This is a genomic window from Mesorhizobium album, from assembly GCF_033977205.1.
In the GTDB taxonomy this organism is placed as follows: Bacteria; Pseudomonadota; Alphaproteobacteria; order Rhizobiales; family Rhizobiaceae; genus Mesorhizobium; species Mesorhizobium album.
In genome coordinates this window covers 22,780-37,141 of sequence record NZ_JAVIIW010000015.1, presented here as the reverse complement: position 1 = coordinate 37,141, position 14,362 = coordinate 22,780, and the positions used below count along the sequence as shown (strand labels likewise).

Sequence of the window (14,362 nt, the reverse complement as noted above, 5' to 3'; positions counted from 1 at the left end):
GGAAGCCCCATTAGCCAAGACTTGTCCGATACGTCAGGACTGACCCTGCCGCCCACGTGGCCGTTTTCGGGAAGCCGCGGCGCCGTCCTGACGCCTGATGTGGTCGATGAATGCGCGCAGCTTTGGCAGAACCTGATGCCGTTCCGGGTAATAGAGGAAGATCCCTGGCGAGGTCACGGCATAGGGACCGAGCATCTCCTGCAACCGCTCGTCCGCGATCGCCGACCTGGCGATCGGACTGGGCACTTGGGCAAGGCCGGCGCCCTGGATCGCGGCGCCAAGGAGCGTGGGGTAGTCGTGCGCAATGAGCGGTCCGGTGACGATTGCCTCGATCGTCTTGTTGCCTTTGACGAAGCGCCACGGCGCGACTGAACCATTCGATCGACGCATGCGCAGGCAGGCATGATCGCGCAGGTCCTCGATGCGCTCGGGTATCGTTCGGTCGCGTAAATAGTCGCGACTGCCGACAACGACCATTGGGAATGGCGGTGTCAGTCGAACCGCGATCATGTCGGCAGCGATGAGATCGCCGAGCCGGATGCCAGCGTCGAATCCCTCGGCTGCCAGGTCGACCAGCTCGCCGCTTGCAACAATCTCCAGCTCGATCTCTGGATAGGCTTGGCAGAAGGACGCGATCATCGGCTCCAGCACGATCGGCATCACCGCTGGCGGTACCGAGAGGCGCAAGAGTCCGGCCGGCCGCTGGCCGATTTCGCGCGCGATCTCGCTTGCGGCTATCAATTCCTCGAATGCGGGCCGGGCGCGCGCGAAGAAGCGCTCGCCGGCTTCGGTCAGGCCGACGCTGCGCGTCGTGCGGGTGAAGAGCGCGGCCCCGATGCGTGCTTCCAATGTCCGCACCGCCTGGCTGATCGCCGACGGCGTGACGTTGAGCTCCGCCGCCGCCTTGCGGAAATTGCGGTGCCTGGCGACGCTCAGGAACGCCTCGACGCCGTCGAGTGCGCCGTGCCGGACTGTGAAGTTCTGCTTCATAGCCTATCGACATTATCGCGGATGGTTGCCGGCCGAAAGGCGTCCTATGTCTGTCGTGACAAGCCTGGAGGAAAATGACGATGAGCGACGACATCGATCGCGTAAGCGATCACTACGGCGCGACCGGCCTGACCGAGCGACTGAAGACGGCGCTGGCTGTATTGGGGCCTGAGGAGCAGCGGTTGAAGCCCGAGCAACTGGCGACCCTCGACCAGTTCCACACTCGCGGGCTCGCCGCGACCGCGGAGCTTGCCAAATTGGCCGGCATCACGGCCGGCATGTCGGTCCTCGACGTTGGGTCGGGGGTGGGTGGTCCGGCCCGGTTTCTCGCCGCGACCTACGGCTGCGACATCGTGGGTATCGACCTCAGCGAGCCATTCGTCGAAGCCGCGCAGTATCTGACCGGACGGACCGGGCAGGGCGGACAAGTGTCGTTCAGGGCCGGCAGCGCGCTGGCGCTTCCGCTCGATGACGGCGGTTTCGATGTCGTGTTGCTGCAGCATGTGGCGATGAACATTGCCGACCGGCCTCGGCTCTATCGCGAAATAAGGCGCGTTCTGAAGCCAGGCGGAAAGTTCGCGACCTTCGACGTGGTGCTGAACGGCGGCGATCCGCACTATCCCGTTCCCTGGGCAAAGACGTCGGGGGAGAGCTTTCTGCTTTCGGTCGCCGCGACGCGCGAGGCGATCGAGCAGGCGGGTTTCGCCACGCTTGTCCAGCAGGACGACACCGCGGCTGCGAAGGCCTGGTTCGCAGAGCTGCGGGCATCTGGACCGCCGCCTTCGCTGAATCTCGGCGTCGTCATGGGGTCGGGTTTCGCGGATTTCGCCACCAATCTCGGCCGCAATCTCATGGAAGGCCGGGTGGGTGTCCTCACCGCCGTGTTCGAAGCCGTTCCAGCCAAGAGCTGAAAGGAGACAGAAAATGTCGCCGGCGACGATCTTCAACATCCATCTCGTCCTGGGCTATGTGCCGTGGCTGCTTTGCTTCGGCGCATACATTTGGCCGAGGCTCAAGCTCATGGACGGCGTCGAGGCGCAGCGCGCGATCGCCACGCTGCACAGCTTCCGCTTCTTCGGGCTGGTCTTCCTGCTTCCGGGCGTGGTTGGTCCGAACCTGCCCGCCGGCTTCGCTGCCTTTGCCGCCTATGGCGACTTCGCGACCGGACTGCTGGCCATGCTGGCGCTGCTTGCCGTTAGGCGGCCCACGATCTTTTGGCCGTCCGTCGTCGCCTTCAACCTGGTGGGGACGGTCGACCTTGTCGTCGACTATTACCACGGCACCGTGCTCGGCCTTCCGGACCTTGCGGGACAACTGGGCGCCACCTACGCGATCCCGATCCTCTATGTCCCCCTGCTGATGATCACGCATGTCGCCGCCTTCTATTTGCTGGCGCGTCCTCAGCCCAAGGCCCTGCCGGGCGCCGGCGACCAGGAAGCAGGCGGCGGGCTCAGTTCCCTCCGCTCTCCTTCATCCGCTCTATGATCTCGGTGTACTTGCAGTAGGATCAAGCCGAACGAAGCGGCGTCAGCGTGGGCCCATCGGTGCGGAACAGATGGCAAGCCGATGGCGCGATATCGAGCGCTATCGGCGTGTGCAGCGGCGTGGCGTCGCCGCCTTCGGCCTGCACCACCAGCGAGACGTCGGGCGCGACTTCGATATGGAAGATGGTCAGGCTGCCGAGTCGCTCCGCGAGTGCTGCCTGTCCCTTGAACGGTCCGTCGGATACGATCTTGAGATGCTCCGGCCGCATGCCGAGCAAAAGCTCTTCGCCGGCCTTGGCGCCGCCCGCATCGGCAGGCACGGTGAGCGTCCTGCCGCCCGGCAGGCTGACGCCAATGCAGCCGAGACCACCTTCACCTTGACCAGGTCCATCTTCGGCGAGCCGATGAAGCCGGCAACGAAAATGTTGGCCGGCCGGCTGTAGAGGTCGAGCGGCGAGCCGACCTGCTCGATGCGGCCGCCGTTCAGCACCACGATCTTGTCGGCCATGGTCATGGCTTCGATCTGGTCGTGCGTGACATAGATCATCGTTGCCTTCAGCTGCTCGTGCAGGCGCATCAGCTCCAGACGCATGCTGACGCGAAGCGCGGCGTCGAGATTGGACAGCGGCTCGTCGAACAGGAAGACTTTCGGGTTGCGCACGATGGCGCGGCCGATAGCGACGGGCTGACGCTGGCCGCCCGACAGCGCCTTTGGCCGCCGGTCGAGCAGATGCGCAAGCTGCAGCACGTCGGCCGCTTCCTTGACCTTGCGCTCGCGCTCCTGCATCGGCACGACGGCGATCTTGAGCGCGAAGCCCAAATTCTCCGCCACGCTCATATGCGGATAGAGCGCGTAGAACTGGAACACCATGGCGAGCCCGCGCTCCTACGGGTCGATGTCGTTAGCGCGAGCGCCGTCGATGGTGAGGTCGCCGGCGGTGATCTTCTCCAGTCCCGCGATCATGCGCAGCAAGGTCGACTTGCCGCAGCCGGACGGGCCGACGAAGACGACGAATTCGCGGTCGGCGACATCGAGATCGATGCCTTTGATGATCTCCACCGATCCGTAGGATTTGCGCACGCCGCGCAGCCTGAGCTCAGCCATGGCTTGCCTCCCTGACGCCGGATTGTCCGCCGGCGCCGTTCTTCGTCTCCTCGTCCTGCCCCATCGCTAGCGCCGTGCCCGGCTCGCCCTCCCACAGGATCAGGCTTGCCGCGCCGACCAGTCCGGCGCGGTCGCCGAGCTCGGCGGGCACGATCGGCACATCGCGATAGGCTTGCATCGCCCGCTGCTCGACTGTCGCCCTGATCCCCGGCGCCAGAAGGTCGAAACCGTTGGACAGGCCGCCGCCCATCACGATCAGGTCCGGCGAATAGAGATGCAGGAGATTGGTGAAGCCGATGCCCAGCCACCGCGCCTCCGCCTCGATAAGCTCGCGAGCCGCCGCATCGCCCGCCCGCGCGGCCTCGACGACATGGCGGGCGGAGACGTCCCCGTCGCCGGAAAGCCGCCTGAGCAGCGACCCGTCGCCCGGCGCGGTGAGCCGCGTCGCCCGGCGCCCGAGCGCGGTGCCGGAGGCTACCGCTTCGAAGCAGCCGACATTGCCGCAGAAGCAGCGGTCGCCTTCGCCGGTGATCGTCATGTGGCCGATCTCGGCGGCGAGCCCGCGCCTGCCGTGGTAGATATGACCGTCGGCGACCACGCCGCCGCCGATGCCGGTCGACACGGTGACGAAGACCAGCGAGCCCGCGCCGCGCCCGGCGCCGAAGCGCCATTCGCCGAGCGCCGCGGCATTGGCATCGTTCTCCAGCCGCACCGGCAGGCCGAACTGCCGGCTTAAGATGTCGATCAGCGGCACATTGTGCCAGCCGGCGAGCGTCGGCGGCCCGATGACGATGCCCGCCTTGGGGTCGAGCGGGCCCGGCGCGCATGCGCCGATGCCGATGACCCTTGCCTGCGGATGCTCGTTGAGCAGCCTGTCCGCCAGCGCGATGATCTGGCCGATCACCGCTTCCGCTCCCGCGCCGGCCATCGTCGGCGCCGAGACGCGCGCCACGACGTCGCCGCTGCGCTCCACCAGCGCGCCGCGCAGCTCCGTGCCGCCGAGATCGAAGGCGAGCGCAAGAGTGCTCATCAGGCGGCGGCCTTCAGTCCGTGCAGCCAGGCTATGCGCTGCGCGAGGTCGGGATCGCCGAAGGCGAGCGAGCCCAGCACCACGGTGTCGGCTCCGGCGGCGCGCAGCAGCGGCACCGTGTCGTGACGGATGCCGCCATCGGCGGCAAGCAGGATGTCGGCCTCACGGCCGGCCTGCCTGATCAGCGCCCGCGCCTCGATCAGCCGCGGGCAGGCCTGCTCCGACAGGCTCTGGCCCTTGACGCCGATCGAGGTGCCAAGCAGCGTCACGAAGGCCACGTCCGGCAAGAAGGGCACAATGGCGGAGACCGGCGTCTCCAGCCGCAGCACCACGCCCGCCTCAGCGCCGAGCTCACGCGCCAGCTTCACGGCGCGCAAGGCTGCCTCGCCATTTTCGGCGTGGACGGTGACGAGATCGGCGCCGGCCTCGATGAACTGACGCGTCTGCGCCTCGACGATTTCGGCCTCGACCATCAGATGCACATGGATCGGCTTCGCCGTCAGCCTGGCGATGCGCGCCACCATGTCGGGGAAGAACAGGAAGCCGGGGGTGAAGCGCGCATCCGCCACGTCGATATGGTGCATATCGGCATGGGCTTCGATGCGCTTCAGGTCGCGTTCCATATTGGCGAGGTCCGCCGACCACAGCGAGAATTCGCCAATGAGGCGGTGGCGCGGAAGTGCTGCGATGGCGGCGGGGCCGGAGAGGGGTTTGCTGGTCATGAGGAAATGAGGCTCCGCACTTTCGAATGGGATTGCAGGAAGGAGGCGATCTCGGTGTGCAACTCGCTGAAGTGCCTGGCGCTGTCGCGCGCCTTCGGCGTGATCTCGGCGAAGACCGCGTCGGGCAGCGCGGCGGCGAGTGCGTAAGCACTCGACAGCGGGTGCACGGCATCCATCGCGTTGCCGACGACAAGGGCAGGAATGTCTAGCGCGGCCGCCTCGCGCTCGGAGACGCCCGGACCGTCGCTGGCGATGTCGGCAAGCACCTGCGCGAATGCCTTGGCGTCGGGCCGGTCGAAATAGCCGAGCAGCGAGGAAAGATTGTCGGGCGCCTCGCGATAGAGCCGCGTGGCGGTTTCCGATTGCGCAAAGATCGTCCGCCCCTTGTCGGTCCCGTGTTCGAGGATGAGCCCGGCGACTTCGGCAATCGGCTGCATGTTCTGCGGCGCGGCCGAAAACGTCCATGCCGGCCGCACCAGGACGAGGCCGGCGACACGTTGCGGATGACGACAGGTGAGACGAAGCGCGATCGCCGCGCCCATCGAGACGCCGCCGGCGGCGAAGCGGCCGAGGCCGGCGTTATCGGCGGCGGCAAGCACGTCATCGGCGAACATTTCGAACGAGAACGGCCGCCGCTCGCCGAGCCCGGAGCCGCCATGGCCGCGGCATTCCAGCGTGATGCGACGAAAGCCGGCGGGAAAAGTCTGCGCAGCCTGCGCCTCGCCGCCGCCCAGCCCGTGCTGGAAGACGACTGGCAGACCGTCGCCGGTGTCGGTCATTTGGAGCGTCGCGCCGTCGCGGAGCAGCGAGCCCATCACACCAGCTCCCTGAGGAAGCGCGCGACACCCGGAGCTTCCTCGGCCGAGAGCCCGTGCGTCACCAGCGGCCCGTCGAAGCCGGTGGCCCTCAAGCGAGCGATGAAGTCGGCGAAGTCAACGACGCCTCGTCCCGCCGTGGCGAAGCGCCCGTCGGCGAAACGGTCCTTCGCGTGCGCCAGAGAGACATGACCCGCCGTGCGCTCGACCGCTTCGGCAACGATGGCGCGTGCTTTGTCGGCGCTGGCTTGTTCGAACAGATTGGCGGGATCGAGCACGATACGCAGCCGCTTCGAGCCCATCTCGGAAATCAGCCGCATCGCGTCGTCGGCCGAGGTGACGATGTTGGCCTGCTCCGGCTCGATGCCGAGATCGACGCCATGGCGCTCGGCAAGCTGAAGCGCCTTTGCCATCTCCTTCGACATGTCGGCCCAGGCTGACGGGTCGGCATTGTCGGGGTGGTGCGCCCACTGGTCCTCGGCGTTGCGCGTTCCGGTGCAGAGCGTGACGAGCGGGATCGAAAGCCTGGCCGCGGTCTCGATGACGACCGCCAGCCGCCGCAATCCATTCTCGCGTACCAGGCTGTCCTGATGCGCCATGTTGTAGGTGCCCGACAGCGCGGCGAGGCCGACGCCGGCAGACTTGGCAGCGGCATCGATGGCGCGGATCGTCTCTATCGGAACCGCGTCCGGCATCGACGGCAGGCCGGCGCAGGCTAGGTTGAACTGGGTGACCGCGAAGCCGGCATCGCGCACCGCGGCCAGCACGCCGGCCGGCTCGCTGCCCGGAAAGGTCTTGGCGAACACCCCGACCTGCATCAGACCGCTCCGCTGACGCCGGCGAGCTCGACGCGCTCGCCGCTTTCGACCGAGCGCGCGATCGCCACCATGGCGCGGATCGAGGCAAGCCCGTCCTCGACATTGGCGCCGCGCTGCGGCGCGCCGTTGAGCACCGTGTCGGCCAAGCCTTCCAACTGGCGGCGGAAGAAATGGCCGTCGGCGCCGAGCGGCTTGCGCGATGTCGCATCCTTCTCGCAAAAAATGTCGACCTCGCTCGCCCGGAAATACCAGGGATTGAAGGTCTTCGCGATCACCGAGCCGTTCTCGCCATAGAGCTGGAAGCCCTCGTGCCAGTCCATGCGCACGGCGACGGTGAGGTCGAGATGGCCGAGCGCGCCATTGGCGAACTCGGTTTCGACGAACCAGCAATAGGCGCCGAAGCGCTCGTTGAGGCGCGCGCGGACAGCGGTGATTTCTCCGCACACGAAGCGCGCCGTGTCGACCAGATGCGAGCCATGCGCCAGCATGAAATACTGTCGCAAGTCCGCCTTCGGATTGCCGGACGGCTTCCTCGCCAGCTTGCTGGTGACGGGCAGCGGCTGCACGGCGTCGGTGTTGGTGTAGCGATGGGTGGAATCGCAATACCAGGCTTTTAGCGCCAGGATCTCGCCCATCTCGTCGCGGACGAAGTCGCGCGCCGCTTCCAGCGCCGGATCGAAGCGCTTCATGTGCCCGACCTGCAGCACCTTGCCGGAGCGCTTGACCGCCTCAGTGAGCTTCTCGCCTTCTTCGACGGAAACCCCGATCGGCTTTTCGCACAGCACATGCTTGCCGGCTTCGAGCGCCTTGATCGACATCGGCACGTGATAGGCGTCGGACGTCGCGACGATCACCGCTTCGAGCTCGGGATCGGCAAGCATCTCGTCATAGTCGCCATACATTTTTTCCGGCTCGTAAGTCGCGCCCATGCGCGCGAGCAGATCGGGCGCCGCATCGCAGATCGCGTAGAGGTCGGCGTTGCTGGCCTTCACGCAGGATTCCAGATGCGCGAACTGGGCGATCGGCCCGCAGCCGAGCACACCGACACGAAGCCGACGGTCTTGTTTGCGGATCATCGCCTCAGGCCCCGTAGCCGCGCATGGTCCGGCGGTTGGCCCTGACCGCGCCGGCGGGATCGGCGGCGGCGGTCTCGGATTCTTCCTCCAGCACCAGCCAGCCGTTGAAGTTGGGCGCGGCGCCGGCGATCTCGATCACCTTCGCCGTGTCGCACACGCCTTTGCCGAGCATCGCCCAGGTGCCGCTTGCATCGACATCCTTCAGGTGCACGTAGCGGATGCGGTCGCGATAGGTGGTGAGCGTGTCGGCCATGTCCTGGCGGCCGCGCAAGATATGGCCGGTGTCCGGCACCCAGCCGACCAGCGAGGCGTCGATCAGGGAGAAGATGCGATCGTAGTCCGCGCGATCGAAGAGCAGCGTGTTGTGGTGCGAGCTCGGATGCACGGCCACCTGCACGCCCGCTTCGCGTCCAAGCTCGCCGGTCTTGTTGTAGACCTCGGCGGCAATCGTGAACTTGTCGTCGCGCGGGCCTTCGGACACGACGGTCGCCGATCCCATCGAGACCAGCGCGCCGGGGAAGGCGGCGGCGAAGTCGATCCAGCGTTTGGCGATGTCGAGATCGGCGCCGATCTCGTCCTTCAGCGTGAAGCCGCTCTTCGAGCCGAAGGCGAAGGAGACGAGCGTCAGGCCGGCCGCCTTCAGCGCGGCGGTGAACTCCGCCGGCTTGCCGGCATAGTGCCCGATCATCGTGTCGGTGATCTCGATGCCGGCATAGCCGCCGTCGGCGATCGCCTTGAGCAGGTCGTCGGGGCCGCCTTTGAAGCGGTCTCCCAGCATTTCCCAGGTGAAGGTCTGGCAGCCGACTTTGAGGTCTTTCACGTTCATCCTTTCATTCCTTGATGCCGCCCATTCATTGACGTCGCTCTGCGTTACCAGGGGATGGACATCTACTTGATCGAGCCCGCTGTCATGCCGGCGAGGAAGAACCTCTGGGCAATGAGGTAGATGAGCAAGAGCGGTAGCGAGCCGAGCACGCTCATCGCCATCATCTGATTCCATTCGAAGGCGTGCTGCCCCATCAACAGCTGGATGCCGATCGGGACGGTGCGCATAGACGTCGATTTCGTCAGCGTCAGCGCAAAGAGAAATTCGTTCCAGCACAACAGGAAGGTGTAGACCGACGTCGCCACGATACCAGGCAGCGAGATCGGTACGATCACCCGCCAAAGAGCTGTCCAACTGGTGCCGCCGTCGACAGCCACCGCTTCATCGAGATCGCGGGGCAAGGAGTTCAGATATCCCGTCATCAGCAGGATCGCGTAGGGCAGCGTAAACACCAGGTAAGTGAGGATCAGCGCGACGTAGGTGTCGAAGATGCCATATGAGACGACAAGCCCGAAGAAGGGGATCAGAAGCGTGATCGGCGGAATCGTCTGCGTGCTGATGATGAGTGTGTTCAGGCTGCCCTTGCCACGGAAATTGAAGCGGCTGAACCCATAGGCTGCCAGCAACGCGATCAGCACCGTCAGCACGGTCACCGCTCCGGCCACAAAGTAGCTGTTGAAGAAGAAGCGCAGCTTTACCGGATCGCCAAGGATGGCTGCATACGCTTCCAGCGTGAAGGCCTTCGGCAGGATGGTTGGTGGCAGGGCAAAGATTTCGGTATTCGACTTGAACGAGCTGCTCAGCATCCAGTAGATCGGGAAGGCTGCGAAAAACAGCCCCGCGGCAAGCGCGACATGCAGCGCGACGGTGATCAGCCTGTCTTTCGGCGTGTGCCTTTTCCTCATGATGACTACCGGGCCTTCTGATAACGGATGTAGAACAGCGTCAGGCCGAGAGAGATCAGCAGGATGATCACGGCGCTTGCCGCCGCCTGTGACAGGTTGTAGCTCGAAAACGCCAGCTTGTAGGTGTAAGTGCTCAGCACCTCGGTCGAGTAGATCGGGCCGCCGCCCGTGGTTATCCAGATCAACGGGAAGACCTGCATGGTCCAGATGAAGTCGAGCAGCGAGATGCTGATGATGATCGGCATCAGCTGCGGAATGGTGATGAAGATCAGCTTCTGGTAGGCCCTCGCGCCGTCGATATCGGCGGCCTCGTAGAAATCCTTGGGAATGCCCTGCAAGCCTGCGAGCAGGCTGACCATGAAAAGCGGGTAGCCCGCCCAGATATTGGCGAAAGTGACGGCGTGCAGCGCGGTCTCGGGCGAGGAAAACCACTCGACCTTGGAACCGATGATGCCCATCTGCATGAGGATGCTGTTCACGACACCGTTCGGCTCGAGCAGGAGGCGCCAGATCACCGCAATGATCACCGCGGTGAACAGCCAGGGCAGTATGTAGAGCACGCGCAGGACATTGCGCAGCGTCGGATTGATGCGGTCGCTGTTCAGCATGAGCGCGAAGATCATGCCGATGGTCATGTGGAAGATGACACTCATGCATGTGAAGTAGAGCGTATGCCACAGCGAAGCCCAGAACACGGGATCGTTGAAGATCGCCTGGTAGTGTTTCAGTCCGGCAAAGGACGAGTCGCGACGCAGCACCGCGCTGTTCTGGAACGAATAGGCAATCACCGTCACCATCGGCAGCAGCATCAGAAGGCCGATTATCAGGAGCGAGGGCGACAGATAGAGATAGGGTGCGACCGCTCGTTTCAGTCTGTGACGGGAGCGCTTCTGCCGGGTCATATGCCAACCTTGGGATACGCCTTCAAGAGAAGGTGAGCTTCGCAAACAGGTTCGTCTCGCGTTGCCGATGGGTTGTTACCGGGTGACCTGCCCGAAGTCAGGCCACCCGGTCGAAGATCGTAAAACAGGCCGATCAGAATTTCGCCATCCATCCTTTTTGAGCGTTGCCCGCGGCCTGTTCCGGAGACTGCTCGCCGGCGAGCATCTTCTGGGCTTGGACGTCGAACTGGGTCATCAGGTCTTCGGCCACCGGCAGACCCGTGAACTCGTTGGCTAGGTAACCGGTCTTGAAGATTTCGAAAGCCTTGCCGAAGGCCTTGTCGGAGGTCACGAAATCGGGCTTGGCGTTGACGTTGCCGGGGAAGGCGTTGGCAAGCGACACGAGCTTGGCGTTCACCTTTTCACTCATCAGGTATTGGACGAGTTTCCAGGCCTCCTCCTGATGTTTCGAGCCCGCGGAGATGCCGATGCCCCAGGAGGCGTAAGGAAGGCCGCGCTTGCCGCTATAGTTCTCCACGACCGGGACCGGGATGACGTCGAAGTTAAGCTTGGGATTGCGCTTGCGGATGAGGTTCACATGGGCGAGTGAGTCGATCATCATCCCGACCCGGTCGTTGACGAATTCCTCGACCTTTTCCTGTTCGGTCTTGGTGGCGATGCCGGGCGAGATGGTGCCCGCGTCATTGAGCGACTTTACGAAGGTCAGCATGTCCACCACCGGTTTGCCTTCGAGAGCGGGCTTGCCGTCCGCCATCATCGATTGACCCGATGCCCAGACCCACGACATCATGTCGTTCTGGACACCGGACGGCGTTTGCAGCGACAGCGGCAGCACCCAGCCATACTGGTTCTTGTCGGCATGGGTCATCTTCTTGGCGGCTTCGAGAAACTCTGCGCGGGTCGACGGCAGCTTGGTGACGCCCGCCTGGGCGGCGAGGTCCAAATTCACGAACACCGGATAGACGAACGAGGCCACTGGAAACATCAGCGCTTTGCCGTCCACCTTGATGATATCGGCGACCTGCGTCTTGTCGAAGCCGCTCGCATCCATCATCGGGTTCATGTCGGCCAGCGCATTCTGCGCGTTCAGATTGTTCACCCAGGCGCCATCGAGACCGACGACGTCGCTGAGCGTTCCGGTTGCGGCTCCGACCGAGATCTGGTCTCGCGTGGTCGCATAGGGGCCGCTGACCAGCGTCACCTTGATGCCGGGGTTCGCAGCCTCGAAATCGTCCATGATTTTCCGCAAGGAGCCTGCGGGCAGCTCAGGCTCCCACCATTGGGTGAATTCCAGCGTCGTGTCCGCCATGGCGCCGGTTGCGCCAAGCAACCATGCAGCCGCGGCAATTTTCAGCATCGCGGGTTTTATCCGAAACGTCATTTTCTCCTCCTTCTTTAAGATCGGCCGCACAATGCGGACGATCGTCTGGTCTATTCAGAAGCCTTCTTGCGAGTATCTTTCGCAGGCGCCTCGCTCTCGCCCGCGGGCTCTGCCGCACATCTTCAGATCGCCAGATGCGTCTCGGGATCGAAGAAATGGAGCTTGGTATCGTCCAGGGCCAAGCGGATTTCAGAGCCGGAGCGGACTGCGCTGACCGGTTCGAATTTCGCCACCGCGTTCGACGTCATGCCGAAATCTTGCACCGCATCCGGATCGCCGGAGTCCACCCGGACCGCGTCGATGTTGAGATGGACGATATGTTCGGATCCGAGTTCTTCGATCGAGGTCACCTTTGCCGGTATCGTCTGATACTTGCGGCCCGATTCGAGGCCGCTGTCATAGAGGTCCTCGGGCCGGATCCCGAACACGACCTTGCGGCCCGCATACGACCTCAAGCCAGGCCTGCGCACGAAGGCTGCATCCTGCAGCCGGATGGCGAAGGCGCCGCACATCAGTTCGTCGCCCGTGAAGGTCGACTCGAAAAGATTCATCGAAGGAGAACCGATGAAGCCGGCAACGAAGGCGTTCACCGGCGATTCATAGAGCCTCTTGGGGGTGTCGACCTGCTGCAGCACGCCGCCTTTCAATACCGCGACTCTGTCCCCCATCGTCATCGCTTCGGTCTGGTCGTGGGTCACGTATATGGTCGTGACGCCGAGCTGCTTTTGCAGACTGGTGATTTCGGCGCGCATTTGAACACGCAGTTTCGCATCCAGATTGGAAAGGGGCTCGTCCATTAGAAAGGCGGCCGGCTCGCGCACCATGGCGCGGCCCATGGCAACCCGTTGACGCTGTCCGCCTGAAAGGTTCGCGGGCTTGCTGTCCAACAGCGACGTCAACTGAAGGGTTTTGGCGATCTCGTCCACGCGCTTCTTGCGCTCGGCCTTCGGCTTGCCCGCCAGCCGCATCGAAAAGGCGATGTTTTCGAACACCGTCATATGCGGGTAGAGCGCGTAGCTCTGGAAGACCATCGCGATGTCGCGGTCCTTGGGCGGCATGTCGACGACGTCGATTCCGCCGATCCGAAGGCTGCCGCTTGTGACGTCCTCCAACCCCGCGATCATTCGCAACGCGGTGGATTTGCCGCAGCCGGACGGCCCGACGAGAATCAAGAACTCGCCGTCCTCGACCGAAAGGTTCAATTGGTCGATCGCGTGAAAATTGTTCCCGTAGGTCTTGCAGATATTTTCCAGAATGACATCTGCCATCTTCCTCCCTCCGCAAGTCTAAGCCATTGATTTTTATAGCTATAATCGGCCTATTTTAGTCTGCGAAATATTTCCTCGGATAGTTTCGGCTATGTTCCAGTATCGAGCTGCGCGTATTTCAGTTCGACCGCTGACGGAGCGCTCATCGATGTCAGCAGTTCCACGACCTGGTCGTCGGTCGGAAGCGCTTCGCGCCCGCCACGCCCCGTTATGGACAGGGCCGCGGCCGCGGCCGCGAATGCCACCCGGCCTGCGGTGTCGGCCCCGCGCGTCAACGCATGGGCATAGGCGCCATGAAAGCAGTCGCCCGCGCCGGTCGAGTCGACGACGGCAACCCGGTGCGGCGGCAGGTGCCAGAGCCCTGTCTCGTCGCGTCCGCGATAATAGAGGCCCCTGCCGCCATCGGTCAGAACCACGGCGGACCGCGACGGCGACCATAATGCATCGAGCATCTCGGCGGGCGATCGGCGGCCCGTCGCAATCCGCGCAAAGCCGAGGGGAAGAATGAGATGGTCGCAGAGCGCGATCAGCCTCTCGGTTTCAGGGCCTCTGCTCCATTCGATATCGCCGAGGATCGCAAGGCCGAGATCGCGAGCCCGGGCCACGACATCCATCGACCGGATCGCATAGCTGTCGACGATCAGGACAGTCGCGCGGCTGAGGACCTCGTCCGGAAAGTCCGGCGCGGTGCCCAGCATCGCCTCGTCGTCATACGCGATGAACCGCTCTCCATCCGAGCCGACGGTGATCCGCGAGCGCACCGGACGTGCGTCGGGGTGGCGCGGTGCGAATGCGGTTTCAACGCCGCTCGCCACGAGATCGCACAGAACGGCGTCGTCCGCGGGGGTAGCCAGCCATCCGATGAACCCGGCGGTTCCGCCGAGCCGCGCGACGGCGGCAAGGGCCGTCGCGACATTTCCCCCGAAAGCTCGGGCACTTTCCAGGACCTTCCCCTTGCCCGCCGACAACGGCTGATCGACATAGACGATGTCGTCGATCGCAATAGCGCCGAAGCCGAGGATTGAGGGGACGGTGGGCAT

Annotated in this window: 14 protein-coding genes and 1 pseudogene; 2 read left to right on the top strand and 13 right to left on the bottom strand. The window is 64.2% G+C overall.

Features of this window, described 5'->3' with window-relative positions; all coding sequences use genetic code 11:
• Positions 1-33: 33 nt before the first annotated feature.
• Positions 34-990 carry a LysR family transcriptional regulator gene (locus RFN28_RS14595; protein WP_320288036.1) on the bottom strand — a complete coding sequence of 319 codons (957 nt, stop codon included), beginning with the start codon at positions 988-990 and terminating at the stop codon, positions 34-36.
• Positions 991-1,070: 80 nt separating this feature from the next.
• On the opposite strand from RFN28_RS14595, the gene RFN28_RS14590 reads away from it, so the two are divergent.
• On the top strand, positions 1,071-1,901 hold the full coding sequence (locus tag RFN28_RS14590; protein ID WP_320288035.1) for a class I SAM-dependent methyltransferase: 831 nt from the start codon (positions 1,071-1,073) through the stop codon (positions 1,899-1,901).
• Between the two features lie 13 nt (positions 1,902-1,914).
• Positions 1,915-2,475, top strand: a complete 561-nt coding sequence (locus tag RFN28_RS14585; RefSeq protein ID WP_320288034.1) for a DUF8737 domain-containing protein — start codon at positions 1,915-1,917, stop codon at positions 2,473-2,475.
• 22 nt (positions 2,476-2,497) lie between these two features.
• Here RFN28_RS14585 and RFN28_RS14580 read toward each other — a convergent pair.
• From RFN28_RS14580 to RFN28_RS14525, 12 genes and pseudogenes are all read right to left on the bottom strand, one after another.
• A pseudogene (locus RFN28_RS14580) lies at positions 2,498-3,579 on the bottom strand (ABC transporter ATP-binding protein).
• On the bottom strand, positions 3,572-4,609 hold the full coding sequence (locus tag RFN28_RS14575; RefSeq protein ID WP_320288033.1) for an ROK family protein: 1,038 nt from the start codon (positions 4,607-4,609) through the stop codon (positions 3,572-3,574). Before RFN28_RS14575 ends, RFN28_RS14580 begins: the two are co-directional and overlap by 8 nt.
• The gene (locus tag RFN28_RS14570; protein WP_320288032.1) at positions 4,609-5,331 is read right to left on the bottom strand and encodes a ribulose-phosphate 3-epimerase; all 723 of its coding nucleotides are present in this window, start codon (positions 5,329-5,331) and stop codon (positions 4,609-4,611) included. Before RFN28_RS14570 ends, RFN28_RS14575 begins: the two co-directional genes overlap by 1 nt.
• Positions 5,328-6,146, bottom strand: a complete 819-nt coding sequence (locus RFN28_RS14565) for an alpha/beta fold hydrolase (protein WP_320288031.1) — start codon at positions 6,144-6,146, stop codon at positions 5,328-5,330. The genes RFN28_RS14570 and RFN28_RS14565 overlap by 4 nt, the downstream gene beginning before the upstream one ends.
• The gene (locus RFN28_RS14560) at positions 6,146-6,964 is read right to left on the bottom strand and encodes a sugar phosphate isomerase/epimerase family protein (RefSeq protein ID WP_320288030.1); all 819 of its coding nucleotides are present in this window, start codon (positions 6,962-6,964) and stop codon (positions 6,146-6,148) included. The genes RFN28_RS14565 and RFN28_RS14560 overlap by 1 nt, the downstream gene beginning before the upstream one ends.
• The gene (locus tag RFN28_RS14555; RefSeq protein ID WP_320288029.1) at positions 6,964-8,040 is read right to left on the bottom strand and encodes a Gfo/Idh/MocA family protein; all 1,077 of its coding nucleotides are present in this window, start codon (positions 8,038-8,040) and stop codon (positions 6,964-6,966) included. The genes RFN28_RS14560 and RFN28_RS14555 overlap by 1 nt, the downstream gene beginning before the upstream one ends.
• A 4-nt stretch (positions 8,041-8,044) precedes the next feature.
• Positions 8,045-8,866, bottom strand: a complete 822-nt coding sequence (locus tag RFN28_RS14550) for a sugar phosphate isomerase/epimerase family protein (protein WP_320288028.1) — start codon at positions 8,864-8,866, stop codon at positions 8,045-8,047.
• Between the two features lie 62 nt (positions 8,867-8,928).
• Positions 8,929-9,771, bottom strand: coding sequence for a carbohydrate ABC transporter permease (locus RFN28_RS14545; RefSeq protein WP_320288027.1), 843 nt, complete (start codon positions 9,769-9,771; stop codon positions 8,929-8,931).
• Positions 9,772-9,776: 5 nt separating this feature from the next.
• Positions 9,777-10,673 carry a carbohydrate ABC transporter permease gene (locus RFN28_RS14540; protein ID WP_320288026.1) on the bottom strand — a complete coding sequence of 299 codons (897 nt, stop codon included), beginning with the start codon at positions 10,671-10,673 and terminating at the stop codon, positions 9,777-9,779.
• 133 nt (positions 10,674-10,806) lie between these two features.
• Entirely contained in the window at positions 10,807-12,054 is a 1,248-nt protein-coding gene (locus RFN28_RS14535) for an ABC transporter substrate-binding protein (RefSeq protein ID WP_320288025.1), read from the bottom strand.
• Between the two features lie 122 nt (positions 12,055-12,176).
• Entirely contained in the window at positions 12,177-13,322 is a 1,146-nt protein-coding gene (locus tag RFN28_RS14530) for an ABC transporter ATP-binding protein (RefSeq protein WP_320288024.1), read from the bottom strand.
• Between the two features lie 89 nt (positions 13,323-13,411).
• Positions 13,412-14,362, bottom strand: a complete 951-nt coding sequence (locus tag RFN28_RS14525; RefSeq protein WP_320288023.1) for a PfkB family carbohydrate kinase — start codon at positions 14,360-14,362, stop codon at positions 13,412-13,414.